Raw genomic sequence first — 22,382 nt, 5'->3', positions numbered from 1 at the left:
GCGTTGTCGCCTTAAAGCGAGCCAGGCAAGGCGCAGGCCGCAGAGAATGGTGTTCCCTTTTCAAGGCCTGCAACGCAGGCTGGCTCGCTTTAAGGCACAACCCGAAGGGCCGGGCCTGCTGTTGTGCAGGGCTGCGTTGCTCGAAGCTTATTTGGAACAACCAAACCACGCTTCTCGCGCCTTGCCCTGCACAACAGCAGACCCGGCGCGGAGGGGAAACCAATTGAGAACGCCCCCTAGTTTCTGTGCGCCGAGCGGCGGATAAGTCCGATGACCGGCAACAGACCGACCAGCACCAGCGTCAGCGCCGGCAACGACGCCCTCGCCCATTCGCCTTCGCTGGTCATCTCGAAGATGCGCACGGCCAGCGTGTCCCAGCCAAACGGGCGCATCAGCAGGGTGGCGGGCATTTCCTTGAGCACATCGACGAACACCAGCAACGCGGCGCTGAGCGTGCCGGGCAGCAACAACGGCAGATACACTTTGAAAAACAGTCGCGGCCCACTGACACCCAGGCTACGTGCCGCTTCAGGCAAAGAAGGCCGTATACGCGCCAGACTGCTTTCCAGCGGCCCGTAGGCCACCGCCACGAAGCGCACCAGATAAGCCATCAGCAACGCCGCCAGACTGCCCAGCAGCAACGGTTTGCCTGCACCGCCGAGCCAGCCGGACAGCGGAATCACCAACTCACGATCCAGATAACTGAACGCCAGCATGATCGACACCGCCAGCACCGAGCCCGGCAACGCGTAGCCGAGGTTGGCCAGACTGACGCCGGAACGGATTGCCGGATTCGGTGCCAGACGTCGGGCGAATACCAGCAACATTGCCACGCTGACCGTGATCAACGCCGCCATGCCGCCCAGATACAGGGTGTGCAGAATCAGCCCGGCGTAACGCTCATCCAGATCGAAACGCCCGCGCTGCCAGAACCACACCACCAGTTGCAACACCGGGATGACAAACGCACAGGCGAACACCAGAGCGCACCAGCCGGTTGCCGCCCAGGCCTTGGGCCCGCGCAGGTGATACAGCGCCTTCACCCGCGGCCGCTCGTTACTCGCCCGATTGGCACCCCGGGCGCGGCGTTCGCCGTACAGCACCAGCATCACCACCAGCAACAACAGGCTGGCCAGTTGCGCTGCGCTCGACAGGCTGAAGAAGCCATACCAGGTCTTGTAGATCGCGGTGGTGAAGGTATCGAAGTTGAACACCGACACCGCGCCGAAATCCGCCAGGGTTTCCATCAACGCCAGCGCCACCCCGGCGCCGATGGCCGGTCGCGCCATCGGCAATGCCACGCGCCAGAACGCCTGCCACGGTGACTGGCCGAGCACCCGCGCCGCTTCCATCAGGCCTTTGCCTTGAGCAAGAAACGCAGTGCGGGCCAGCAGGTAAACGTAGGGGTAGAACACCAGCACCAACACCAGGATCACCCCACCGGTGGAGCGCACCCTTGGCAGGCGCAGACCGGTTCCGAACCATTCGCGCAGCAGGCTTTGCACAGGACCGGCGAAGTCCAGCAGGCCAACGAACACGAATGCCAACACGTAGGCCGGGATCGCGAACGGCAGCATCAACGCCCAGTCGAGCCAGCGCCGGCCGGGGAATTCGCAGAGGCTGGTGAGCCAGGCGAGACTTACGCCAATCAGCGTCACACCGACACCTACGCCGAAGACCAGCGTCAGTGTGTTGCCCAGCAGGCGTGGCATCTGGGTTTCCCACAGGTGCGACCAGATCTGCTGGTCGATGGTCTGCCACGACAACAGCAGGACGCTGAGAGGGAGCAACACCAACGCGGCGATGGCGAAGACGATGGGGTACCAGCGGCGCTGGGCGGGGTGGGCCAAGGAAAAACTCTCGTTGAATGATTGTGCCCACGCATGGCGTGGGCACTTATCGTGTGACGCTACGCGTCACGCTTGCGGCGATTCGGCTCGCAGCGTCAGTTCCAACCCGCCCGATCCATCATCCGGATCGCTTCAGCCTGTCGCTTCCCTGCCACCTCAACCGGCAGCGTATCGGCGACAAACTGCCCCCACGCCGCTACTTCTTCCGAAGGTTTCACCGCCGGATTCGCCGGGAATTCCTGGTTCACGTCAGCGAAGATCTTCTGCGCCTCAGGCGTGGTCATCCACTCCACCAGTGCCTTGGCCGCTTCCGGGTGCGGTGCGTGCCTGGTCAAACCGATGCCCGACAGGTTGACGTGCACACCGCGATCCGCCTGGTTCGGCCAGAACAGTTTCACCGGCAGATCCGGCTTCTGCTTGTGCAGGCGACCGTAGTAGTAGGTATTGACGATGCCGACGTCGCACTGGCCGGCGTTGATCGCCTCCAGCACCGCGACGTCGTCGGAGAACACGTCGGTGGACAGGTTGTTGACCCAGCCCTTGAGGATCTTCTCGGTTTTCTCGGCGCCGTGGACTTCGATCATGGTGGCGGTCAGCGACTGGTTGTAGACCTTCTTCGCCGTGCGCAGGCACAGGCGGCCTTCCCAGTTCTTGTCGGCCAGCGCTTCGTAGGTGGTCAGCTCGCCCGGTTTCACACGCTCAGTGGAGTAGGCGATGGTCCGCGCGCGCAGGCTCAGACCGGTCCAGGCGTGGCTGGACGAGCGATATTGCAGAGGAATGTTGGCGTCGATGGTTTTCGAAGTGAACGGCTGGAGAATGCCCATCTGCTCGGCCTGCCAGAGGTTGCCGGCATCGACGGTCAGCAGCAGGTCGGCGGTGGCGTTCTCGCCTTCGGCCTTGATCCGCTGCATCAGCGGCGCTTCCTTGTCGGTGATGAACTTGATCTTCACCCCGGTCTTGGCGGTATAGGCATCGAACACCGGTTTGATCAGTTCATCGATGCGCGACGAGTAGACCACCACCTCATCGGCGGCCTGGGCGGCGGTGCTGCCAATCAGGGTCAGGGCCAGTGCGGTCAGAAGACGCTGGGGTGCCAACATGGGAGTGATCTCTCGGTCGGGAAAAGTGGTCCAAATGATAAGGACTCACATTTACCAGCTCAATCGATCACTTTCCCAAGGAGTTACCAGATGTTGCACGGGGCGAATGTCCCGGTGGCTGGACTGCCGCTTTCGCGAGCAGGCTCGCTCCCACATTGGAATGCATTACAAACTGTGGGAGCGAGCCTGCTCGCGAAGAGGTTATCAGCCGCGATGAAGATCTCAGGGTTTGGCGAGTGCCGGAAGATCACCGGTCAATCCGAGGGCCTCACGCACAAAGAGAGCCTTTGCCTCAGGCATCTGCTCGACGATTTTCAGTCCGGTGTTGCGCAACCAGCGCAGCGGCAGCGGATCGGCCTGGAACAACCGTTCGAATCCTTCCATCGCCGCCATCAGCGCCAGGTTATGTGGCATGCGCCGGCGCTCGTAGCGACTCAGCACTTTCACGTCCGCCAGACGCTCGCCGCGTTCGTTGGCTTGCAGCAGCACTTCAGCCAGCACGGCAGCGTCGAGGAAACCGAGGTTTACGCCCTGCCCCGCCAACGGGTGAATGGTGTGCGCGGCATCGCCGATCAACGCCAGCCCTTCGGCCACGTAGCGCTTGGCGTGACGCTGACGCAGCGGCACGCACAGCCGCGGGTCGGCGCTGATGACGTCGCCGAGGCAACCTTCGAAGGCACGCTCCAGTTCACGGCAGAAATCCGCTTCATCCAGCGCCATCAGCCGCTCGGCTTCGCTCGGCGTGGTCGACCAGACGATCGAGCACCAGTCCTGCTGACCATCACGCTCCAGCGGCAGAAACGCCAGCGGCCCGTGATCGGTGAAGCGCTGCCACGCGGTCATGCGGTGCGGCTTGCTGCTGCGCACGCTGGTGACGATGGCGTGATGCAGATAATCCCATTCGCGAGTGGCGACGCCGGTCAGACGGCGCACGGCGGAATTGGCACCGTCCGCCGCGATCACCAGCGGCGCGCGCAGGGTGCGGCCGTCGGCCAGGGTCAGCAGCCAGTCGTCACCGGAGCGGCGCATCTGCTCCAGCCGCGCATTGGCCAGCAGGCCCAGATCGCAATCATGCAGACGGTCGAGCAAGGCATCCTGTACCACGCGGTTTTCGACAATGTGGCCGAGCACTTCGGCGTGCACGCTGCTGGCCGAGAAATGGATCTGCCCGGTGCCGCTGCCATCCCAGACATGCATGTCGGTGTACGGGCTGCTGCGACGGTTGACGATGCCGTCCCACACGCCGAGGCGATCAAGGATTCGCTGACTGGCTGCCGACAACGCGCTGACTCGCGGCTCGAACGGCGCATCGCCATTGAAGGGTTTGACGCTCAGCGGGCTGCCGTCGAGCAGCAGGACTTCCAGCCCGCTGTCCTGCAACGCCAGCGCCAGGGCGCTGCCGACCATTCCGGCTCCGACAATCAGCACATCTGCGCGCATTTCCATGCTTTAAGCCTGTCTCGCTTGCGGCTTGAGCCGCACGTAAAGGGTTTTACCGACCCGCGCCACCAGGTTGCCGGCGCCATCATGAATGTCGACCTGCAACTGCGGCAGGTATTTCTCGCCACTGGCGGTCTGCCGACGGATCTCGTCGAGCAGGGTGTCGTCGATGTTGAACCGGGCGAACACCGGGCCTTTGCCCGGCGCAATGAAATCAATGTCAGCGGCCTTGTCCCAGACGATGTACCGCGAGCCGAGGTTCTCCATGAGCATCAACATGAAGAACGGATCGACCATCGAATACAGACTGCCGCCGAACTGGGTGCCGACGTAATTGCGGTTGTACCAGCCCAGGCCCATCGAGACCTGGATGTCACGAAAGTCATCGCTGATGTGCTTCACCCGGACACCGGCTCCGAAGTACGGCGGGTAGAACGTCATGATCCAGCGCATCAGCCGCGCCTTGCCAAACTGTTTGATCAGCCACTCACGCATCCGGCCGCGTCCCCAGCCCCATGGCCTGACGGGCGAACCAGCGTTTGGCCGGCGGCAGCAGATCGAGGCCGAGCAGGCCGATGTTGCGCCCCAGCGACACCAGCGGCTGAGTGCTGCCGAACAGGCGCGTCACCTGATCGGAGAAGCCCACGGTGAGGTCCTGATCGAGGCGCTGGCGCTCGCGATAGGCCTGCAGCGTGGCGAAATCTCCCAGCGGTTTGTCGCTGGCCAGCAGCGCGGCAGCCAACGCATCGGCATCGCGCAGGGACAGGTTGAAACCCTGACCGGCAATCGGATGCAGGCTGTGGGCGGCGTTGCCGAGTACGGCGAGGTGCGAACGCACCTGCTCTTCGGCCTCCACCAGCGACAGCGGATACAGATGCCGCGCGCCGACCTGCTTCAACGTGCCGAGGCGGTAACCGAACACGCCTTGCAGCTCGCTGAGGAAATCACGATCACTCAGGTCCGCCAGCCGTTGCGCGTCCATGCCCAGACGGGTCCAGACCAGCGCGCAGCGGTTTTCCGGCAGCGGCAGCAGCGCCATCGGGCCTTCATCGGTGAAGCGCTCGAAAGCCATGCCGTTGTGCGCTTCGCTCGGGGTGATGTTGGCGATCAGCGCGCTCTGGTTGTACGGGCGCTTGCGCACGTTGATGCCCAGTTGCTCACGAAGACCGGAGCGGCCGCCATCGGCGAGCACCGCCAGATCGCATTCGACCGTAGTCTCATCGTTGAGGGTCAGACGATAGCCGTCCGGCAACGGTTCCATGTGGGTGACTTCCGCCGGGCAGCGCCAACTGATCACGTCTTTGTCGAGGTGTTGCCAAAGGCTGTGGCCGAGCCAGGCGTTTTCCACGACATAGCCGAGCGCCGGGACGCCCTCTTCCATCGCCGACAGTCGGGCGGTGGAAAAACGTCCACGGTCGGACACATGAATCTGCTTGATCGGCTCGGCGCGGCGGGAGATTTCCTGCCACACGCCCAGCCGCTGATAAATCTGCCGCGAGCCAAAGGACAGCGCCGACGAACGTGCGTCGTAGCTCGGCTGCCAGCTGTCGCCGGGAGCGAAAGGTTCGATCAGCACGATCTTCCAGCCCCGGGCCTTGGCCCCGGCCTGCAGCGCCAACGCCAGACTGGCGCCGACCAGACCGCCACCGATGATTGCCAGATTGACCCGACTCATGCCGCGTGTGTCCGTGCTTGCGCCATCAGGGCTTCGATCTCGGCGACGGTTTTCGGCACACCACCCGTCAGGATTTCACAACCGCTCTTGGTCACTACCACGTCGTCCTCGATGCGCACGCCAATGCCGCGCCATTTCTTCGCTACTTTCTGATTGTCCGGGGCGATGTAGATGCCCGGCTCCACGGTCAGCGCCATGCCGACTTCCAGCACTCGCCATTCGCCACCGACCTTGTATTCACCGACGTCATGCACATCCATCCCCAGCCAGTGGCCGGCGCGGTGCATGTAAAACGCCTTGTAGGCCTCGGAGGCTATCAACTCGTCCACCTCGCCCTGCAACAACCCCAGCTTCACCAGCCCCGTGGTGATGACCCGAACCGTGGCTTCGTGCGCCTGGTTCCAGTGCTTGTTCGGGGCGATTTCGGCGAACGCGGCTTCCTGCGAGGCCAATACCAATTCGTAGATCGCTTTCTGCTCGGCGGAAAACTTGCCGTTGACCGGCCACGTCCGCGTGATGTCGCTGGCGTAGCAGTCGATTTCGCAACCGGCGTCGATCAGCACCAGGTCACCGTCCTTGAGCAACGCATCATTCTGCTGGTAATGCAGGATGCAGCTATTGCGCCCGGCAGCGACGATCGAGCCATAGGCCGGCATCTTCGCCCCGCCCTTGCGGAACTCGTAATCGAGTTCAGCTTCGAGGCTGTATTCGTAGAGGCCGGCACGACTGGCCTGCATCGCCCGGATGTGAGCCTGGGCGGAAATCCGCGCCGCTTCGCGCATCACCTTCACTTCTGCCGCCGATTTATACAGGCGCATGTCGTGCAGCAGGTGATCCAGGGCAACGAATTCGTTCGGCGGCTGGGCGCCGAGGTGCGCCTTGGAGCGGATCACGTTGATCCAGTCCATCAGGTGACGGTCGAATTCCGGATTGCTGCCCATGGCCGAATACACCCGGTCGCGGCCCTCGATCAGGCCCGGCAGGATGTCGTCGATGTCGGTGATGGGGAAGGCGTCGTCGGCGCCAAAGTCGCGAATCGCGCCTTCCTGGCCGGCGCGCAGGCCGTCCCAGAGTTCCCGTTCGGCATTGCGTTCACGGCAGAACAGCACGTATTCGCCGTGCTCGCGACCGGGCATCAGGACGATGACCGCCTGTGGCTCGGGGAAACCGCTCAGGTACTGGAAGTCGCTGTCCTGGCGGTAGACGTGCTCGACGTCACGGTTGCGGATGGCAACTGCGGCGGCGGGCAGGATGGCGATGCTGTTGGGTTCCATCTGCGCCATGAGTGCCTTGCGGCGACGGGCGTATTCCGCTTTCGGGATATGGATCATGGGCAGATGGCTTTCCCTGGCACGCGATCAGTGCAGCGACGGCTTGGCGGCTGGCGGCACGTCGGCTTTCTTGGTTTCGGAAAACAGCAGCAGCGGCGCTACACGCAGGTACTCCATGACTTCCATATAGTCGCTTTCGCCGTCTTCGGATTCTTCCAGTGCATCTTGCACCTGGGAGATCGCTGCCAGATCCTGCAACACCTCGGTGGCCTCGGTGCTCAGCATGCTGCTGTCGCGGCAGTTCAGCCCGAAACCGGTGAGGAAGCCCTGGCACCACTGGCCCAGTGCGGCAGCGCGATCGGTCAGTGGCACGTCATCGGTCGGCAACAGCAGCACGACGGTCACGTCGTCGCCGGTGAGCTCGCCCTTGACCATTTCCTGCAGGCCGATGAGCGCGTTGCGGACGTTGTCCTGCGGCTCGCTTTCGAGCAGCTCGGCGGCGTCGATCAGCCATTCTTCGGCATTGAAGCCGGCACCGGCGCAGCTGCGGCCGAGCAGCAGGCCATGCAGTTCGGCAGGCGAGACGTTGTGACCGCTGGCAGTCAGCAGGGTGGCGAAGGCTTGGTACGGAGAATTCTGAATGGGCATGGGCAGCTAGGCGCCAGACGGCGCTATGTCTAGAATGAAGGCCTTGTATCCTACATCGACAGACTCGCCAAGACCATTAAAGGCTGTCCCTCAGCCAAACCCATCAGACCGAATCAGTGGACACAATGGAAGACACCGACCTGCAAGCGCTGATGGCCAGACTCGAACTGCTGATTACTCGGGTCGAGCAACTAAAGAGTCAAAACGCACTCTTACTAGCTCAGGAAAAGACCTGGCGCGAGGAACGCGCGCACCTCATTGAAAAAAACGAAATCGCCCGGCGTAAGGTCGAGTCGATGATTTCGCGCCTCAAGGCCCTGGAGCAAGACTCATGAGTTCAAGCAATAGCGTTACCGTGCAGATCCTCGACAAAGAATATTCGATCATCTGTCCCCAGGAAGAACGCAGCAATCTGGTCAGTGCCGCGCGTTACCTGGACGGCAAGATGCGCGAGATCCGCAGCAGCGGCAAAGTCATCGGCGCCGACCGCATCGCCGTGATGGCCGCCCTGAACATCACCCACGATCTCTTGCACAAAGAAGAGCGCCCGGACATCCAGGCCAGCGGCTCGACCCGTGAACAGGTGCGTGACTTGCTCGATCGTGTCGATCTGGTGCTCGCCGACGATCCGGACATCAGCAAGGGCTGATTCGCCAGGCCGCTTGAGGTATACTCGCCGCACTCCCTGGGGTGCTTGCCAGTTGACGATGTCCCTGAGCCGATTTGCACTACCCTGGGGGTTGCACGTTGGGCTGGTGTGCATGTCCGCCAGACGGAAAGCCTTAAAGCCTACTGCATCCTCCACCTTGAACTCTCGGGTTCAAGGGCTAAGTCGACAGCGGCTCATCCGGGGAGCCTGATTCGAATCCGATGCCGGTGCATGCCGGCATCGGATTTTTTATGCGTACGTTTTCGTCCCCACCCTGCCGAAGCCGACCATGACCGAACCCGCGCTGCTGCCCCGTCCCCAACTGCGCCGCCTGCTGCGCAAGGCCCGCCGCTCCCTGACACCAAGTCAGCAACGCGCGGCCGCCGAAGGTCTGTACAAACAACTCGCGCAGGACCCGCAATTTCGTCGGGCGAAACACATTTCCCTGTACCTGCCCACCGACGGTGAAATCGATCCGCGCCTGTTGCTGCGCGCTGCCCAGCGTCGCGGCAAGAAAACCTACCTGCCGGTGTTGAGTGCCTGGCCGCGGACCAAAATGGTCTTTCAGCAGATCCGCCCCGGCGAAAAGCTGCGGCCCAACCGTTTTCGTATTCTCGAACCTCGGGTCAATGTCGCCCGTCAGCGCAAGATCTGGGCCCTGGATCTGGTGTTGTTGCCATTGGTGGGATTTGACGATGTCGGCGGACGCCTGGGGATGGGCGGCGGATTCTACGACCGCAGCCTCGCGTACCTGGCCCGACGCCAGAACTGGCGCAAGCCGACGCTATTGGGCCTGGCCCATGAATGTCAGAAAGTGGAACGACTGGCGCAGGCCAGCTGGGATGTACCGTTGCAGGGAACGGTGACCGACAAGGCGTGGTATTTCGCAGGGTAGACGCCGCGAGGGAATCAGCGGCGTCGGGAGAACGGGATCAGCGTTTGAACGCTGTCGACTGCTGTACTTGTTGCGCCACTTCAATCGGAGCATCGGCCTTGTTGGCCCACAGACTTTGCGCATAACCGGTGGTCACGACGCCAAGGCCGAACAAAATCACCAAAGTCCACAGCAAATCCGGTTTGCGTTTCATCGATTGCCCCCCTCAAGGCACATCATCACGATGACAGCAGCGGTTTCCATTCGTAGGCCGTGCAGCAGCGTCAAGCTTTAAAGGCCGGCATTTTGCGACAACGTGAACCTCTGCGCAAATGCTGGCGTCAACCGACTGTCGGTTTGTCATAAAATTGCCCGACAACCTGCCCAATGACCGTTTCAGGAGCACACACCATGGCCTATTGGCTGATGAAATCCGAGCCCGACGAACTCTCGATCAAGGGTCTGGAAAAACTCGGCAAGGCGCGCTGGGACGGGGTGCGCAACTATCAAGCGCGCAATTTCCTGCGGGCCATGGCAGTGGGGGATGAGTTCTTTTTCTATCACTCCAGCTGCCCGGAGCCGGGGATTGCCGGAATCGGCAGGATCATCGAAGCCGCGTACCCGGATCCCACCGCACTGGAACCGGAGAGCCATTACTTCGACCCCAAAGCCACGCCGGAGAAAAACGCCTGGAGCGCGATCGATGTCGCCCATGTCGAGACGTTTGCCCGAGTGTTGAAGCTGGAATATCTGAAGCAGCAGACCGCGCTGGCCGAGATGCCACTGGTGCAGAAGGGCTCGCGGCTGTCGGTGATGCCGGTGACGGCCGAGCAATGGGCGACGGTGATGGCGTTGAAACCGTAGTAGGTTGGCGCCGCTGTAAATGCCATCGCGAGCAGGCTCGCTCCCACAATGGATCTTTGTTGAATCACAACGTTGTGATCAACATGAACCCTGTGGGAGCGAGCCTGCTCGCGATTGGGCCAGCCCGGACAGCAAACTTGTTATTGAATGATCAGGTTGTTGAACAACAGATCTTCAACCACTGGCTTGCCGGTCTCGTCATTCATCACTTGCTGGGTCTGCTTCAAGGCTTCCTGACGCAGCTTTTCCTTGCCTTCGATGCTGCCCATTGCGTCGGTGGTCTGCTGAGTGAACAGCGCCACCAGTTGATTGCGGATCAGCGGCTCGTTGGCCTTGACCAGTTTGGTTGCCTCGTCACCGGTCACCCGCAACGCCACGTCGGCCTTGTAGACCTTGAGCTTCGGCGTGCCGTCCAGTCCGTAGTTGCCCACGAACGGCGGGCTCAGGGTGATGTAGTTGACCTTCGGCGCCTCGCCTTCTTTGGCTTCTTCGGCCAGCGCTGCCACAGGCAGAGACAGGGCCAGCAACAACATGATCCACGCTTTCACAATTCGCTCCTTATCCGGTTTGCGGCCTAGCATAACGACCCGCCGCGCAAGCACAAGCTTATGGCGGACTATCAGGGCCGGGCATGCTCGTTGACCCGTTGACTGCCACACCTACACTTATCGGCCATCACTCCCAAAGGAATAGCCCTGATGAAAGCCGTGCTGTGCAAAGCCTTCGGCCCTGCCGAATCGCTGGTGCTGGAAGACGTCGCCAGTCCTGTCGCGAAGAAGAATGAAATCCTGCTGGACGTGCACGCCGCCGGGGTCAACTTCCCGGACACGCTGATCATCGAGGGCAAGTACCAGTTCAAGCCGCCCTTCCCGTTCTCGCCGGGTGGCGAAGCGGCTGGCGTGGTCCGCGAAGTCGGCGAAAAGATCAGTCACCTCAAGATTGGCGACAGGGTCATGGCCCTGACCGGCTGGGGCAGCTTTGCCGAGCAGGTCGCGGTGCCGGGCTATAACGTGCTGCCGATTCCGCCGTCGATGGATTTCAACACCGCCGCCGCGTTCAGCATGACCTACGGCACCTCGATGCACGCCCTCAAACAGCGCGGCAACCTGCAACCGGGCGAAACCCTGCTGGTGCTCGGTGCCTCCGGCGGCGTCGGGCTCGCAGCCGTGGAGATCGGCAAAGCCATGGGCGCCCGGGTTATCGCCGCCGCCAGCAGCGCCGAGAAACTCGCCGTGGCCAAAGCTGCCGGTGCAGACGAATTGATCAACTACAGCGAAACCAGCCTCAAGGACGAAATCAAACGCCTGACCGACGGCCAGGGCGCCGACGTGATCTACGACCCGGTCGGCGGCGATCTGTTCGACCAGGCCATTCGCGCCATCGCCTGGAACGGCCGCCTGCTGGTGGTCGGTTTCGCCAGCGGCCGTATCCCCGAACTGCCGGTCAACCTCGCCCTGCTCAAGGGTGCAGCGGTGCTCGGTGTGTTCTGGGGCTCTTTCGCCCAACGCCAGCCACAGGACAACGCGGCGAACTTCCAGCAACTGTTCGGCTGGTTCGCCGAAGGCAAGCTGAAGCCGCTGGTGTCGCAGGTCTATCCGCTGAGTGAGTCGGCACAAGCGATCAATGATCTTGGGCAACGCAAGGCGGTGGGCAAGGTTGTGGTGCAGTTGCGCTGAAGCACCTCGGAGCCGTCATTTGTTGCCGGGAGAATCCACAGCATCGCCCGGCAACAAGTGCTCCAGAACCTTCCGGCTATCAGCCTGGATAATCCGGCCCTTGTCATCGAAGCGCAGTACGAGCATCCAGTCGTAAACCTCGTCCGGCCATTTTTTCTGACCCATCAGGGCCGTGCTGTCGCCACCGAACGCACTGATCAGCTTGTTGATGCGCCCTTGGTGCCAGGCGATCAGGATGACCGGCGCCTGATTGCTCTTGCGCAACAGTTTGACCAGCTCATGTACGTCGCCATTGATGTAGGGCTGCTCGATAGACAGGTTCAGACGCTCGGCCAGCGGCGTCAGGGTCAAACGTGAGCGGGAGCTCTCGTGAGTGTCGCCGGCGGCAATCAGCCGTTCCGGGGTCAGCGTCTGGCCGTCGAGCTTCAATGGATTGAAATAGTCGGCATAGGCGCGGGCCCGCTCTTCGCCCCGGGCATTGAGCACCGATCCTTCAGTCGGCTTTTCCGCATGGCGGATGATCAGCACCGTGGCATTGCGCAACCCGGACTGGGCAGGGTGATCGGCATAAATCAATCCCAGCACCGCAGCGGCGATAACCGCCGCCGCCAATAATCGGCGCATGAGCATGCGAACCTTCAAAGCCATCATTCATCTCTGCTGATCAGTCGATCGACGGATCGCGAGTCTATGCCAGCCCATGTTCATAAGTGGTGAAAACGCCCTGTTCTTACAGCAGAGCGACAGGTTCGTAAAAGAACATGCGACTTCCAACATTTTCCGCTGTTTTGCCGATGGGAACCGGTGCTATTTTCGGTAACGAAACTGTAACATTCGCATCCGCAGTCAAAACAAGAAATCTGGAGCTCTTGAATGTTTGCTTTCTTTCGACCTGCCGCACATCAGGCTCCATTGCCTGAAGAAAAAATAGACAGTACCTACCGACGCCTGCGCTGGCAGATCTTCGCCGGTATCTTCTTTGGCTACGCGGGTTACTACCTGCTGCGCAAGAACTTCTCCCTGGCCATGCCGTACCTGATCGACGAGGGTTACACCCGCGGCGAACTGGGTCTGGCGATGTCGGCCATCGCAATCGCCTACGGTCTTTCCAAGTTCCTCATGGGCCTGGTCTCCGACCGTTCCAACCCGCGCTACTTCCTGCCGTTCGGCCTGCTGGTCTCGGCGGGGGTGATGTTCATTTTCGGTTTCGCACCTTGGGCAACGTCCAGCGTGACCATGATGTTCATCCTGCTGTTCATCAACGGCTGGGCCCAGGGCATGGGCTGGCCGCCGAGCGGACGGACCATGGTGCACTGGTGGTCGCAGAAGGAGCGCGGCGGCGTGGTGTCCGTGTGGAACGTGGCGCACAACGTCGGCGGTGGTCTGATCGGCCCGCTGTTCCTGATCGGCATGGGCCTGTTCAATGACTGGCACGCCGCGTTCTATGTACCGGCGGCGGTAGCCCTGGCGGTGGCGGCTTTTGCCTTCATCACCATGCGCGACACCCCGCAATCGGTCGGCCTGCCGCCGATCGAGAAGTACAAGAACGACTACCCGGAAGGCTACGACGCCAGCCACGAAGACGAATTCAGCGCCAAGGAAATCTTCGTCAAATACGTGCTGCGCAACAAAATGCTCTGGTACATCGCCATGGCCAACGTCTTTGTCTACCTGCTGCGCTACGGCGTACTGGACTGGGCACCGACCTACCTCAAGGAAGCCAAGCACTTCGACGTCGACAAGACTTCGTGGGCGTACTTCTTCTATGAGTGGGCGGGTATTCCGGGCACGCTGCTGTGCGGCTGGATGTCGGACAAGATCTTCCGTGGCAACCGTGGCCTGACCGGCATGGTGTTCATGGCCCTGGTGACGGTGGCGACCCTGGTTTACTGGCTGAACCCGGCCGGCAACCCGACCATCGACATGATCGCGCTGTTCTCCATCGGCTTCCTGATCTACGGCCCGGTGATGCTGATCGGCCTGCAGGCACTGGAACTGGCACCGAAGAAAGCTGCCGGCACTGCCGCAGGCTTCACCGGCCTGTTCGGTTATCTGGGTGGTTCGGTCGCAGCGAGCGCAGCGATGGGCTACACCGTGGACCATTTCGGCTGGGATGGCGGTTTCGTGCTGCTGGTGGGCGCTTGCCTGCTGTCGATGGCCTTCCTGGCCCCGACCCTGTGGCACAAGCAAGTCGCCAGTCAGAGCCGCGAAGCAGTCGCCTGATCGGTCTTTGACTTGCAGCGCTTGAGTCGCGCCTCCAGATTCCGGTCTGGCATGGCGTGGCTGCGCAGGGCGTGAGCGGTCTGCTCGACATAATCGCGAGTCGTACCGTAACGCCCGCAAGCGCTTTCGAACACCTGGCTCAGCACATGATCCGGCAGATTACCGGCATAGCTGGGCAGGTGTCGCTCCAACACGAATCCCAAAGCCTGAACCTGGCTGCCATCTTCGAGACGGCAGTTGAGCCAGTGCGGGCGATAGGACGGAAACGGCATCTCGCGTTTCCACAGCGCATACAGCGCACTGTCGAGGTTGTCTTCCGGCAACCGGTAGGCAAAGCCGCTGCACGAACCGCCGCGATCCAGACCGAACACCAGCCCCGGCATTTCCGGCGTGCCGCGATGTTCGTGGGACCACAGGTACAAGCCGCGATGGTAGCCATGCACCCGCCCGCGCACCCGCTCCACCGCCGAACACTCCGGCCGCCAGATCAGCGAACCATACGCGAACAGCCATACCGGACCGCCCTTGTGACGTGCCATGGTCGATTGCATGGAAGCGAGAAGTTGTTCGTGCGTCAGCTGCGGCCCCAGGTCGAGCCGCGGAGGGTAAGCCAGATTCAGAAAAGCAGATTCTATGGCTGTCATGACGGAAGTGTTCGGCCCCGCAAGTATTACAAGATGTAAGCACAGTTCGCTTGATAGAACATATAGCAGTAACTGTAAAACGAAAAGTGCTAAAGGATGTATGACACCTTTGATAGCGCTAATTCGCGGTTATCCGCGAGGTCTATCTTGTTTGATATAGCCTAATACCATGGCGCAGATATCTTAAATACCCGAATGAAATATCGTTAAGCCCTCTCTTCGTTCAGGATTCGTTCATGAAGTGCCGGGATTTTTCCTACTAAAATTTCGGACTTCCCATATTTACCGTCGCTGAATGCCTGCGTAAAACGGCTTTCCTCTGGCGCAAGCCAACCCGTTCAACCGAGGCTGCACGATGAACACAACCAGGCTTTTGGCCGCACTTTTATTGATTCAGACCGGCCAGGCACTGGCCACGGATGACTCGCAAGAAGACAAAGGTTTCTGGTACGCACAAACCAGTGTCTACACCAAACACTACTCACCCGACCCCGAACACAACAATCATCAGGACTTGATCGGCATTGAACGCAATCAGGCTTCCGGCTGGGTATTTGGCGGGGCAACTTTCCGTAACTCGTTCAGCCAGCGTTCCAATTACGCCTATGCCGGCAAACGCTTCGAGAGCGCCGATTATCCGGTGTACGTGAAACTCACGGGCGGGTTGCTACAGGGCTATCGGGGTGACTACAAGGACAAGATCCCGCTCAATCACTTCGGCGTTGCACCGGTGATCATCCCGTCGGTCGGCGCCCACTATGGCCCGCTGGGCGCCGAGCTGGTGTTACTCGGCGCCAACGCGGCCATGGTGACAACGGGCGTGCGGTTCTAGAAAGGTACAGCGCGGCTCAAGAGCGCGGCGCGTAGGCAAACACGTCGGCGCGCATCTGGTGGGCATCCATCCCGGCTTCCACCAGCGCATCCAGAGTGCCGTAGACCATCGCCGGCGAGCCGCTGGCGTAAACGTGCAGGGATTTCAGATCCGGGAAGTCATCGCACACCGCCTCATGCAACATCCCGCAGCGGCCTTCCCAGCCGCACTGGTCGCTGACGACCTTGTGCAGGAACAGGTTGGGCAGCTTCAGCCATTCGTCCCAATGCTCGATTTCGTAGAAATCTTCCGGACGTCGCACGCCCCAGTACAAATGCACCGGATGCTTGAAGCCGTTGGCCCGGCAATGTTCGATCAGGCTGTGAATCTGGCCCATGCCGGTGCCGGCGGCGATCAGCACCAGCGGCCCGTCCGGCAGTTCCGCGAGATGGGTGTCGCCGAACGGCAGCTCGACCCGCACCATCGAATTGCGTTGCAACTGCTCGATCAGGCTGAGGGCACTGGCTTCACGCGCCAGAACGTGGATTTCCAGATCTCGCCCGCCGTGGGGCGCCGAGGCCATGGAAAAGGCTGATTTCTCGCCGCTTTCGCGCTCGATCATCAGGTACTGACCGGCATGATAACGCGGCGGCTTGCCGGCCGGCGCCCGCAGGCGCACGCGCCAGGTATCGCCACCGACGTCCCGGCATTCGATGACCTGACACGACAGGCTGCGCACCGGCAGTTCTCCCAGCGCGAGCACGCCATCCCACAGCAGGATGCAGTCTTCCAGCGGCTGCGCTATGCAAGTGTAGAACTCGCCGTGGTCATGCACCTTGCCGGCCTGTTCGACCCGGCCTTCCACCAGCAGCGCTGCGCATACATGACAATTACCGTTACGGCAGCTTTGCGGGCATTCGTAGCCCAGGCGCCGCGCACCATCGAGAATCCGCTCTCCGGGCCGTATCTCGAGCACCGCTCCGGAGGGCTGCAGGGTTACACGCATCAATCTATTCCTAACTGATTCCAGATGGCATCGATCCGTTGGGTGACGGCATCATCCTTGACGATGACACGGCCCCACTCGCGAGTGGTTTCACCCGGCCACTTGTGGGTGGCGTCCAGGCCCATCTTCGAGCCAAGACCCGACACCGGCGAGGCGAAGTCGAGGTAGTCGATCGGCGTGTTGTCGATCATCACCGTGTCGCGCTTGGGGTCCATGCGCGTGGTGATGGCCCAGATCACGTCGTTCCAGTCCCGTGCGTTGATATCGTCGTCGGTGACGATAACGAACTTGGTGTACATGAACTGTCGCAAAAACGACCAGACACCCAGCATCACGCGCTTGGCGTGGCCCGGATACGACTTCTTCATCGTCACCACGGCCATGCGGTACGAGCAGCCTTCCGGCGGCAGGTAGAAATCGGTGATTTCCGGGAACTGCTTCTGCAGGATCGGCACGAACACTTCGTTCAGCGCCACGCCGAGAATCGCCGGCTCATCCGGCGGACGGCCGGTGTAGGTGCTGTGGTAGATCGGTTTGATCCGGTGAGTGATGCGCTCGACGGTGAACACCGGGAAGCTGTCGACTTCGTTGTAGTAGCCGGTGTGGTCACCGTACGGGCCTTCGTCGGCCATCTCGCCCGGATGGATCACGCCTTCAAGGATGATCTCGGCAGTGGCCGGCACTTGCAGGTCGTTGCCACGGCACCTGACCAGTTCCGTGCGGCTGTCGCGCAACAGGCCGGCGAAGGCGTATTCGGAGAGGCTGTCCGGCACTGGGGTGACCGCACCGAGAATGGTCGCCGGATCCGCGCCGAGGGCCACGGACACCGGGAATGGCTGGCCCGGATGCTTCTCGCACCACTCACGGAAATCCAGCGCACCGCCACGGTGGCTGAGCCAGCGCATGATGACCTTGTTGCGGCCGATCACTTGCTGACGGTAGATGCCGAGGTTCTGCCGGTCCTTGTTCGGGCCCTTGGTGACGGTCAGACCCCAGGTGATCAGCGGGGCCACGTCGCCCGGCCAGCAGGTCTGCACCGGCAACATCGCCAGATCGACGTCATCGCCTTCGATGATCACTTCCTGGCACGGGGCGTCTTTGACGACTTTCGGCGCCATCGCAATGATCTTGCGGAAGATCGGCAGCTTCGACCACGCGTCCTTCAAGCCCTTCGGCGGCTCCGGCTCCTTGAGGAACGCCAGCAGCTTGCCGATCTCGCGCAGTTCGCTGACTGACTCGGCGCCCATGCCCATGGCGACGCGTTCGGGGGTGCCGAACAGGTTACCGAGCACCGGAATGTCGTAGCCGGTGGGTTTCTCGAACAGCAGCGCCGGGCCCTTGGCCCGCAGTGTGCGGTCGCACACTTCAGTCATTTCCAGCACCGGCGAGACGGGAATCTGGATGCGTTTCAACTCTCCGCGCTGCTCAAGCTGCTGCACGAAATCCCGAAGATCCTTGAATTTCATTGACGATGGCACCCTCAAAATAGGCGTACATCCTACCTGCTATGCCGGTCGCTGGCAGCCCGTCACTGCTTACTTGGCTGCATTCACCTGGCCGTTACCCGGATTTTTGCCGGCCTGCAGGCTGACAAACAGCGGTTCGAGGATCGGCGCCACGAATCGCGCGCCGACTTCCGACAGGTGATTGTCATCCTTGTACAGCGAATAGCCGTCGAGTTCGGCGCGACACAGACCGTGTTCATCACACAGCCGTGGCGCCGGATCGATCACCCGCACCATCGGATCCTGCGCCAGTCGGGCGAACAAGCGGCTGATGAATGCCTGGCGCTTGTCATGCTCGCCGATGGCCAGACCGACGCTATCCACCGGGTGGCCCAGCATTGCAAGGCGTGTCAGGCGATACGGAGGGCTGAACGGCTGCAATGGCGCCTCTTTCACCAGCCAGACCCGATGCCCGCTCTCGCGCAATTGAGCAAGCTGCGCACGCAGGCCTTCGGCCAGGCGCTGCTCAGCGACGGCCCGGTCGTATTTGCCGTCCGGTTTTCTGAGCGCATGGTCGAGATCGCCTTTGGCATCGCCATACAGATAGAGGCTCCAACGCGCGACCAGTACCACATCGCTGATACGTTGCGCGCTCAACCGCTGCTCGACACGCCGATTGAACCGTGTACAGGCCGCATCGGTTTCCAGCCCTTCGACCGGAATACAACCGGCAGAGCTGGCGAGGATCACGCTGACGCCATGGGCTTGCGCACCGTCCTCCAGCACTGGAATGAATGCTGTAGCGTGGCTGTCGCCCCAGACCATTGCCTGGGCTGGCAGGTTTTCCACGCCGTAATGGCAGAACAACTTGTCGTCCGGTGCCTTGTCATCCGTCAGGCACGCCATCAGCTCCGGCCTCCACTCGTGGCCCCTGGCATATTGCAGCGCCTGTTCGGACAGACGGGACGGCAAGCCATCGGTCCAGCGCAGGGCTTGCCCGGCCAGTCCGAGCACCAGGATGCCGCAGAAACCTGCCAGCAGAACCTGTCGACGCCCGGCCAGCAGGCGACGCTCGCGGAACGGCGTTTCAACGAACTTCCATGACAGGTAACCCAGCACCAGCGTCAACAGGATCAACCCTGCGATGTCCGGCACACCCGGCTCCTCGACGCTGGCATAGCTGGAAAACACAAACACCGGCCAATGCCACAAGTACCAGGAATAGGAAATCAGGCCGAGGCCGACCATCACCCGACTGCTCAGGAATTGACCGATCAGCGTCTCTCGATGACCGTTGGCCAGGATCAGCGCCACCACGCCCAGCACCGGCAGCAGCGCGGCGACACCGGGAAATGGCGTGCGCTTGTCGTACCCGAAGACGGCCAGCAGGATGAGCGCCATACCGAACAGGCTCAGCCACTGCGCGGCCATCGGTTTGAGACGCCATGAATGTCGGGGCGCGACGGCGAGCATCGCACCGGCCAGCAGCTCCCACGCCCGCATCGGCAACAGGAAGAACGCCTTCTCCGGATAATGCTGGACCGCCCACACACTCAGCCCGAAGGACAGCAGCAATACGCCGGACAGCGCCAGCCGCCAGTGTTTCAATCGGCTCGACAGCAAGGTCAGCAACAGCGGAAAAAGGATGTAGAACTGCTCTTCCACCGCCAGCGACCAGGTGTGCAGCAGCGGCTTGAGATCCGACGCGACGTCGAAATAGCCGTCCTGACGCATGAACAGGATGTTCGAGACGAAGGTCACCTGGTAACGCACCGAGCGCCCGAGCTCTTCGTAGTCCTTGGGCGCCAGCAAGAACCAGCCCACCGCCAGCACCGCGATGATCATCGCAAACAGCGCCGGCAGGATCCGCCGGGCACGCCGGGCCCAGAACTCGACGAAGCTGAAGCGCCCGGCCTGGCGCTGGTTCCAGATGATCGAGGTGATCAGGTAGCCGGAAATCACGAAAAACACGTCCACGCCGACAAATCCGCCGGTGAACCCCGGGACGCCAAAGTGGAACAGCACCACGGCCATCACTGCGACTGCGCGCAAGCCGTCGATATCCCTTCGATAAGCAAGTGTGCTCATAAATCCTTGATGCCAATCAGATGGTTGTTTTTTGTACAGCCTCAGTCGCTGCGTCTTGTTTTGCCAACTCACTGACCTTACCAGATCGTGAACCTCCCGCAGCCAGGACAAAAAACAGGCAAAAAAAAGCGCCCCCTGGGGGACGCCTTTTTTTCCGGACTCGACCGACGATGTTACTTGCGCTTCATCGACAGGAAGAATTCGTCGTTGGTCTTGGTCGTTTTCAGCTTGTCGACCAGGAACTCGATGGCCGCCACTTCGTCCATCGGGTGCAGCAGCTTGCGCAGGATCCACATACGCTGCAGTTCGTCGTCGGCGGTCAGCAACTCTTCACGGCGAGTGCCGGACTTGTTGATGTTGATGGCCGGGAACACACGCTTCTCGGCGATGCGACGGTCCAGAGGCAGTTCCATGTTGCCGGTACCCTTGAACTCTTCGTAGATCACTTCGTCCATCTTCGAGCCGGTTTCAACCAGCGCGGTGGCGATAATGGTCAGCGAGCCGCCCTCTTCGATGTTGCGCGCGGCACCGAAGAAACGCTTCGGCTTCTCCAGGGCGTGGGCATCGACACCACCGGTCAGCACCTTGCCGGAGCTCGGGATCACGGTGTTGTAGGCACGGGCCAGACGAGTGATGGAGTCGAGCAGGATCACCACGTCCTTCTTGTGTTCGACCAGGCGCTTGGCCTTCTCGATCACCATTTCAGCAACCTGCACGTGACGGGTCGGCGGCTCGTCGAAAGTCGAGGCAACCACTTCGCCGCGCACGGTACGCTGCATTTCGGTCACTTCTTCCGGACGTTCGTCGATCAACAGCACGATCAGGTGAACTTCAGGGTTGTTACGGGCGATGTTCGCTGCGATGTTCTGCAGCATGATCGTTTTACCGGCTTTCGGCGGTGCAACGATCAGACCACGCTGGCCTTTGCCGATCGGGGCGCACAGGTCGATCACACGACCGGTCAGGTCTTCGGTGGAACCGTTGCCGGCTTCCATCTTCATGCGCACGTTCGGGAACAGCGGGGTCAGGTTCTCGAAGAGAATCTTGTTCTTCGCGTTCTCAGGACGATCGAAGTTGATCGTGTCGACCTTGAGCAGGGCGAAATAACGCTCGCCTTCCTTCGGCGGCCGGATCTTGCCAACGATGGTGTCACCGGTGCGCAGGTTGAAACGGCGGATCTGGCTCGGCGAGACGTAGATGTCGTCAGGGCCGGCGAGGTAGGAAGCGTCAGCGGAGCGCAGGAAGCCGAAGCCGTCCTGGAGAATCTCCAGCACGCCATCACCGGAGATTTCCTCACCGCTTTTAGCGTGCTTTTTCAGCAGGGAGAAAATCACGTCCTGCTTGCGCGAACGGGCCATATTTTCTATGCCCATCTGTTCGGCCAATTCGAGCAGTTCGGTAATCGGCTTTTGCTTGAGTTCAGTCAGATTCATATAGGAATGACGTAATCATTTATGGAGGGGGGGAAATTAAGCTTTTGGCTTAATGAGGCCGCGCCGCGGAGAAGGCGACAGGATCGCGTACTTGTTCGAAAAGGAGTGCGTCGGCGACGGCTAGCAGGGGGCAGTGGAGAAACCAGTGCGGGGCCGAATGTATCACCTGAGTTTCGGAGCGTCTAGCCCTGAATACGCAAAAAGCCCCGCAATTTGCGGGGCTTTTTGAGGACAATCTTTACCGCGACGCTTAGATGTTGGCGTCGAGGAAAGCAGCCAGTTGCGACTTCGACAGAGCGCCGACCTTGGTCGCTTCCACGTTGCCGTTCTTGAACAGCATCAGGGTCGGAATACCACGTACGCCGTGCTTGGCCGGGGTTTCCTGGTTCTCGTCGATGTTCAGTTTGGCAACGGTCAGCTTGCCTTTGTAGGTCTCTGCAATCTCGTCCAGAACCGGAGCGATCATTTTGCAAGGGCCGCACCATTCAGCCCAGTAGTCGACCAGGACAGCGCCTTCGGCCTTGAGTACGTCGGCTTCGAAGCTAGCGTCGCTAACGTGTTTGATCAGATCGCTGCTCATGGAATTCTCCAGGTTGTAAGCAAAAAAACGTGGCCCATCATAGCCGCCCTTCCCTTGTTCAGGAAGCCGCAGATGATTGAGTCTTGCTATGGCACTCGATGAGTT

23 protein-coding genes and 1 other RNA gene are annotated in these 22,382 nt (G+C 61.1%); 8 read left to right on the top strand and 16 right to left on the bottom strand.

Annotated features, from left to right (window positions below; all coding sequences use genetic code 11):
- Positions 1-236 precede the first annotated feature (236 nt).
- From DXT77_RS22750 to DXT77_RS22720, 7 genes are all read right to left on the bottom strand, one after another.
- Entirely contained in the window at positions 237-1,850 is a 1,614-nt protein-coding gene (locus DXT77_RS22750; protein ID WP_119429275.1) for an iron ABC transporter permease, read from the bottom strand.
- Between the two features lie 95 nt (positions 1,851-1,945).
- Positions 1,946-2,950 (bottom strand): extracellular solute-binding protein, encoded by a 1,005-nt coding sequence (locus DXT77_RS22745; protein ID WP_119429274.1) that lies wholly within the window; start codon positions 2,948-2,950, stop codon positions 1,946-1,948.
- 222 nt (positions 2,951-3,172) lie between these two features.
- Positions 3,173-4,390 carry a 2-octaprenyl-3-methyl-6-methoxy-1,4-benzoquinol hydroxylase gene (locus tag DXT77_RS22740; protein ID WP_178083486.1) on the bottom strand — a complete coding sequence of 406 codons (1,218 nt, stop codon included), beginning with the start codon at positions 4,388-4,390 and terminating at the stop codon, positions 3,173-3,175.
- 9 nt (positions 4,391-4,399) lie between these two features.
- The gene (locus DXT77_RS22735; RefSeq protein WP_119429272.1) at positions 4,400-4,885 is read right to left on the bottom strand and encodes a DUF4442 domain-containing protein; all 486 of its coding nucleotides are present in this window, start codon (positions 4,883-4,885) and stop codon (positions 4,400-4,402) included.
- On the bottom strand, positions 4,878-6,065 hold the full coding sequence (ubiH, locus tag DXT77_RS22730) for a 2-octaprenyl-6-methoxyphenyl hydroxylase (RefSeq protein WP_119429271.1): 1,188 nt from the start codon (positions 6,063-6,065) through the stop codon (positions 4,878-4,880). The genes DXT77_RS22735 and ubiH overlap by 8 nt, the downstream gene beginning before the upstream one ends.
- Positions 6,062-7,396: a Xaa-Pro aminopeptidase gene (gene pepP, locus DXT77_RS22725; RefSeq protein ID WP_119429270.1), complete on the bottom strand. Its 1,335-nt coding sequence runs from the start codon at positions 7,394-7,396 to the stop codon at positions 6,062-6,064. The genes ubiH and pepP overlap by 4 nt, the downstream gene beginning before the upstream one ends.
- 27 nt (positions 7,397-7,423) lie before the next feature.
- Positions 7,424-7,984: a YecA family protein gene (locus DXT77_RS22720; RefSeq protein ID WP_119429269.1), complete on the bottom strand. Its 561-nt coding sequence runs from the start codon at positions 7,982-7,984 to the stop codon at positions 7,424-7,426.
- 125 nt (positions 7,985-8,109) lie between these two features.
- Here DXT77_RS22720 and DXT77_RS22715 point away from each other — a divergent pair, with 125 nt between their 5' ends.
- From DXT77_RS22715 to DXT77_RS22700, 4 genes are all read left to right on the top strand, one after another.
- Positions 8,110-8,319 carry a TIGR02449 family protein gene (locus tag DXT77_RS22715; protein WP_007940359.1) on the top strand — a complete coding sequence of 70 codons (210 nt, stop codon included), beginning with the start codon at positions 8,110-8,112 and terminating at the stop codon, positions 8,317-8,319.
- Positions 8,316-8,633, top strand: coding sequence for a cell division protein ZapA (locus DXT77_RS22710; RefSeq protein WP_007967943.1), 318 nt, complete (start codon positions 8,316-8,318; stop codon positions 8,631-8,633). The genes DXT77_RS22715 and DXT77_RS22710 overlap by 4 nt, the downstream gene beginning before the upstream one ends.
- A gap of 30 nt (positions 8,634-8,663) precedes the next feature.
- A non-coding RNA gene (gene ssrS, locus DXT77_RS22705) (6S RNA) lies at positions 8,664-8,842 on the top strand.
- A gap of 80 nt (positions 8,843-8,922) precedes the next feature.
- Entirely contained in the window at positions 8,923-9,528 is a 606-nt protein-coding gene (locus DXT77_RS22700; RefSeq protein WP_085708969.1) for a 5-formyltetrahydrofolate cyclo-ligase, read from the top strand.
- 37 nt (positions 9,529-9,565) lie between these two features.
- On the opposite strand, the gene DXT77_RS29945 is transcribed toward DXT77_RS22700, so the two are convergent.
- Positions 9,566-9,721, bottom strand: coding sequence for a hypothetical protein (locus DXT77_RS29945; RefSeq protein ID WP_007911192.1), 156 nt, complete (start codon positions 9,719-9,721; stop codon positions 9,566-9,568).
- Positions 9,722-9,918: 197 nt separating this feature from the next.
- Between DXT77_RS29945 and DXT77_RS22695 the strand changes: the two genes are divergently transcribed.
- Positions 9,919-10,371: an EVE domain-containing protein gene (locus tag DXT77_RS22695; protein ID WP_119429268.1), complete on the top strand. Its 453-nt coding sequence runs from the start codon at positions 9,919-9,921 to the stop codon at positions 10,369-10,371.
- Between the two features lie 140 nt (positions 10,372-10,511).
- On the opposite strand, the gene DXT77_RS22690 is transcribed toward DXT77_RS22695, so the two are convergent.
- Positions 10,512-10,919: a flagellar basal body-associated protein FliL gene (locus tag DXT77_RS22690; protein WP_065259922.1), complete on the bottom strand. Its 408-nt coding sequence runs from the start codon at positions 10,917-10,919 to the stop codon at positions 10,512-10,514.
- A 150-nt stretch (positions 10,920-11,069) separates the two neighbouring features.
- On the opposite strand from DXT77_RS22690, the gene DXT77_RS22685 reads away from it, so the two are divergent.
- Complete coding sequence (locus DXT77_RS22685; protein WP_119429267.1) at positions 11,070-12,047, top strand: NADPH:quinone oxidoreductase family protein; 978 nt, start codon at positions 11,070-11,072, stop codon at positions 12,045-12,047.
- 15 nt (positions 12,048-12,062) lie between these two features.
- Here the strand turns inward: DXT77_RS22685 and DXT77_RS22680 are convergent, their stop codons facing one another.
- Positions 12,063-12,695 carry a flagellar basal body-associated protein FliL gene (locus DXT77_RS22680; RefSeq protein WP_119429266.1) on the bottom strand — a complete coding sequence of 211 codons (633 nt, stop codon included), beginning with the start codon at positions 12,693-12,695 and terminating at the stop codon, positions 12,063-12,065.
- A 225-nt stretch (positions 12,696-12,920) separates the two neighbouring features.
- Here DXT77_RS22680 and glpT point away from each other — a divergent pair, with 225 nt between their 5' ends.
- Positions 12,921-14,270 carry a glycerol-3-phosphate transporter gene (gene glpT, locus DXT77_RS22675; protein WP_085708965.1) on the top strand — a complete coding sequence of 450 codons (1,350 nt, stop codon included), beginning with the start codon at positions 12,921-12,923 and terminating at the stop codon, positions 14,268-14,270.
- Here glpT and DXT77_RS22670 read toward each other — a convergent pair.
- A complete protein-coding gene (locus tag DXT77_RS22670) occupies positions 14,246-14,914 on the bottom strand; it encodes a gamma-glutamylcyclotransferase (RefSeq protein WP_096817401.1) in 669 nt (222 codons plus the stop codon). The genes glpT and DXT77_RS22670 overlap by 25 nt on opposite strands.
- Before the next feature lie 355 nt (positions 14,915-15,269).
- Between DXT77_RS22670 and DXT77_RS22665 the strand changes: the two genes are divergently transcribed.
- Entirely contained in the window at positions 15,270-15,746 is a 477-nt protein-coding gene (locus DXT77_RS22665; RefSeq protein ID WP_119429265.1) for a sn-glycerol-3-phosphate transporter, read from the top strand.
- A gap of 16 nt (positions 15,747-15,762) precedes the next feature.
- Here DXT77_RS22665 and DXT77_RS22660 read toward each other — a convergent pair whose 3' ends face one another.
- The 5 genes from DXT77_RS22660 to trxA all read right to left on the bottom strand — a co-directional run bounded on the left by DXT77_RS22660 (position 15,763) and on the right by trxA (position 22,277).
- Positions 15,763-16,731 (bottom strand): CDP-6-deoxy-delta-3,4-glucoseen reductase, encoded by a 969-nt coding sequence (locus DXT77_RS22660; RefSeq protein WP_119429264.1) that lies wholly within the window; start codon positions 16,729-16,731, stop codon positions 15,763-15,765.
- Positions 16,731-18,197, bottom strand: coding sequence for a 4-hydroxy-3-polyprenylbenzoate decarboxylase (ubiD, locus tag DXT77_RS22655; protein ID WP_119429263.1), 1,467 nt, complete (start codon positions 18,195-18,197; stop codon positions 16,731-16,733). Before ubiD ends, DXT77_RS22660 begins: the two co-directional genes overlap by 1 nt.
- Before the next feature lie 69 nt (positions 18,198-18,266).
- On the bottom strand, positions 18,267-20,264 hold the full coding sequence (locus tag DXT77_RS22650) for an acyltransferase family protein (RefSeq protein ID WP_119429262.1): 1,998 nt from the start codon (positions 20,262-20,264) through the stop codon (positions 18,267-18,269).
- A gap of 173 nt (positions 20,265-20,437) precedes the next feature.
- The gene (gene rho, locus DXT77_RS22645; RefSeq protein ID WP_007951825.1) at positions 20,438-21,697 is read right to left on the bottom strand and encodes a transcription termination factor Rho; all 1,260 of its coding nucleotides are present in this window, start codon (positions 21,695-21,697) and stop codon (positions 20,438-20,440) included.
- A 250-nt stretch (positions 21,698-21,947) separates the two neighbouring features.
- Positions 21,948-22,277 carry a thioredoxin TrxA gene (gene trxA / locus DXT77_RS22640; protein WP_003206727.1) on the bottom strand — a complete coding sequence of 110 codons (330 nt, stop codon included), beginning with the start codon at positions 22,275-22,277 and terminating at the stop codon, positions 21,948-21,950.
- Positions 22,278-22,382 lie beyond the last annotated feature (105 nt).

Origin of the sequence: Pseudomonas sp. 91RF (assembly GCF_003576265.1) — a bacterium.
In the GTDB taxonomy this organism is placed as follows: domain Bacteria; phylum Pseudomonadota; class Gammaproteobacteria; order Pseudomonadales; family Pseudomonadaceae; genus Aquipseudomonas; species Aquipseudomonas kribbensis.
Note: the sequence above shows the minus strand (reverse complement) of the source record. Positions and strands in the feature narration are given on the sequence as shown.

What these genes read in the sequence shown, in the direction of transcription:
- DXT77_RS22740 (WP_178083486.1), bottom strand. Translation starts at nt 4,390, where the DNA reads ATGCGCGCAGATGTGCTGATTGTCGGAGCCGGAATGGTCGGCAGCGCC.
- ubiD (WP_119429263.1), bottom strand. Translation starts at nt 18,197, where the DNA reads ATGAAATTCAAGGATCTTCGGGATTTCGTGCAGCAGCTTGAGCAGCGC.
- DXT77_RS22745 (WP_119429274.1), bottom strand. Translation starts at nt 2,950, where the DNA reads ATGTTGGCACCCCAGCGTCTTCTGACCGCACTGGCCCTGACCCTGATT.
- ubiH (WP_119429271.1), bottom strand. Translation starts at nt 6,065, where the DNA reads ATGAGTCGGGTCAATCTGGCAATCATCGGTGGCGGTCTGGTCGGCGCC.
- DXT77_RS22700 (WP_085708969.1), top strand. Translation starts at nt 8,923, where the DNA reads ATGACCGAACCCGCGCTGCTGCCCCGTCCCCAACTGCGCCGCCTGCTG.
- DXT77_RS22735 (WP_119429272.1), bottom strand. Translation starts at nt 4,885, where the DNA reads ATGCGTGAGTGGCTGATCAAACAGTTTGGCAAGGCGCGGCTGATGCGC.
- pepP (WP_119429270.1), bottom strand. Translation starts at nt 7,396, where the DNA reads ATGATCCATATCCCGAAAGCGGAATACGCCCGTCGCCGCAAGGCACTC.
- DXT77_RS29945 (WP_007911192.1), bottom strand. Translation starts at nt 9,721, where the DNA reads ATGAAACGCAAACCGGATTTGCTGTGGACTTTGGTGATTTTGTTCGGC.
- DXT77_RS22665 (WP_119429265.1), top strand. Translation starts at nt 15,270, where the DNA reads ATGAACACAACCAGGCTTTTGGCCGCACTTTTATTGATTCAGACCGGC.
- DXT77_RS22715 (WP_007940359.1), top strand. Translation starts at nt 8,110, where the DNA reads ATGGAAGACACCGACCTGCAAGCGCTGATGGCCAGACTCGAACTGCTG.
- DXT77_RS22710 (WP_007967943.1), top strand. Translation starts at nt 8,316, where the DNA reads ATGAGTTCAAGCAATAGCGTTACCGTGCAGATCCTCGACAAAGAATAT.
- DXT77_RS22695 (WP_119429268.1), top strand. Translation starts at nt 9,919, where the DNA reads ATGGCCTATTGGCTGATGAAATCCGAGCCCGACGAACTCTCGATCAAG.
- DXT77_RS22680 (WP_119429266.1), bottom strand. Translation starts at nt 12,695, where the DNA reads ATGGCTTTGAAGGTTCGCATGCTCATGCGCCGATTATTGGCGGCGGCG.
- DXT77_RS22685 (WP_119429267.1), top strand. Translation starts at nt 11,070, where the DNA reads ATGAAAGCCGTGCTGTGCAAAGCCTTCGGCCCTGCCGAATCGCTGGTG.
- DXT77_RS22720 (WP_119429269.1), bottom strand. Translation starts at nt 7,984, where the DNA reads ATGCCCATTCAGAATTCTCCGTACCAAGCCTTCGCCACCCTGCTGACT.
- glpT (WP_085708965.1), top strand. Translation starts at nt 12,921, where the DNA reads ATGTTTGCTTTCTTTCGACCTGCCGCACATCAGGCTCCATTGCCTGAA.
- DXT77_RS22650 (WP_119429262.1), bottom strand. Translation starts at nt 20,264, where the DNA reads ATGAGCACACTTGCTTATCGAAGGGATATCGACGGCTTGCGCGCAGTC.
- DXT77_RS22660 (WP_119429264.1), bottom strand. Translation starts at nt 16,731, where the DNA reads ATGCGTGTAACCCTGCAGCCCTCCGGAGCGGTGCTCGAGATACGGCCC.
- rho (WP_007951825.1), bottom strand. Translation starts at nt 21,697, where the DNA reads ATGAATCTGACTGAACTCAAGCAAAAGCCGATTACCGAACTGCTCGAA.
- trxA (WP_003206727.1), bottom strand. Translation starts at nt 22,277, where the DNA reads ATGAGCAGCGATCTGATCAAACACGTTAGCGACGCTAGCTTCGAAGCC.
- DXT77_RS22670 (WP_096817401.1), bottom strand. Translation starts at nt 14,914, where the DNA reads ATGACAGCCATAGAATCTGCTTTTCTGAATCTGGCTTACCCTCCGCGG.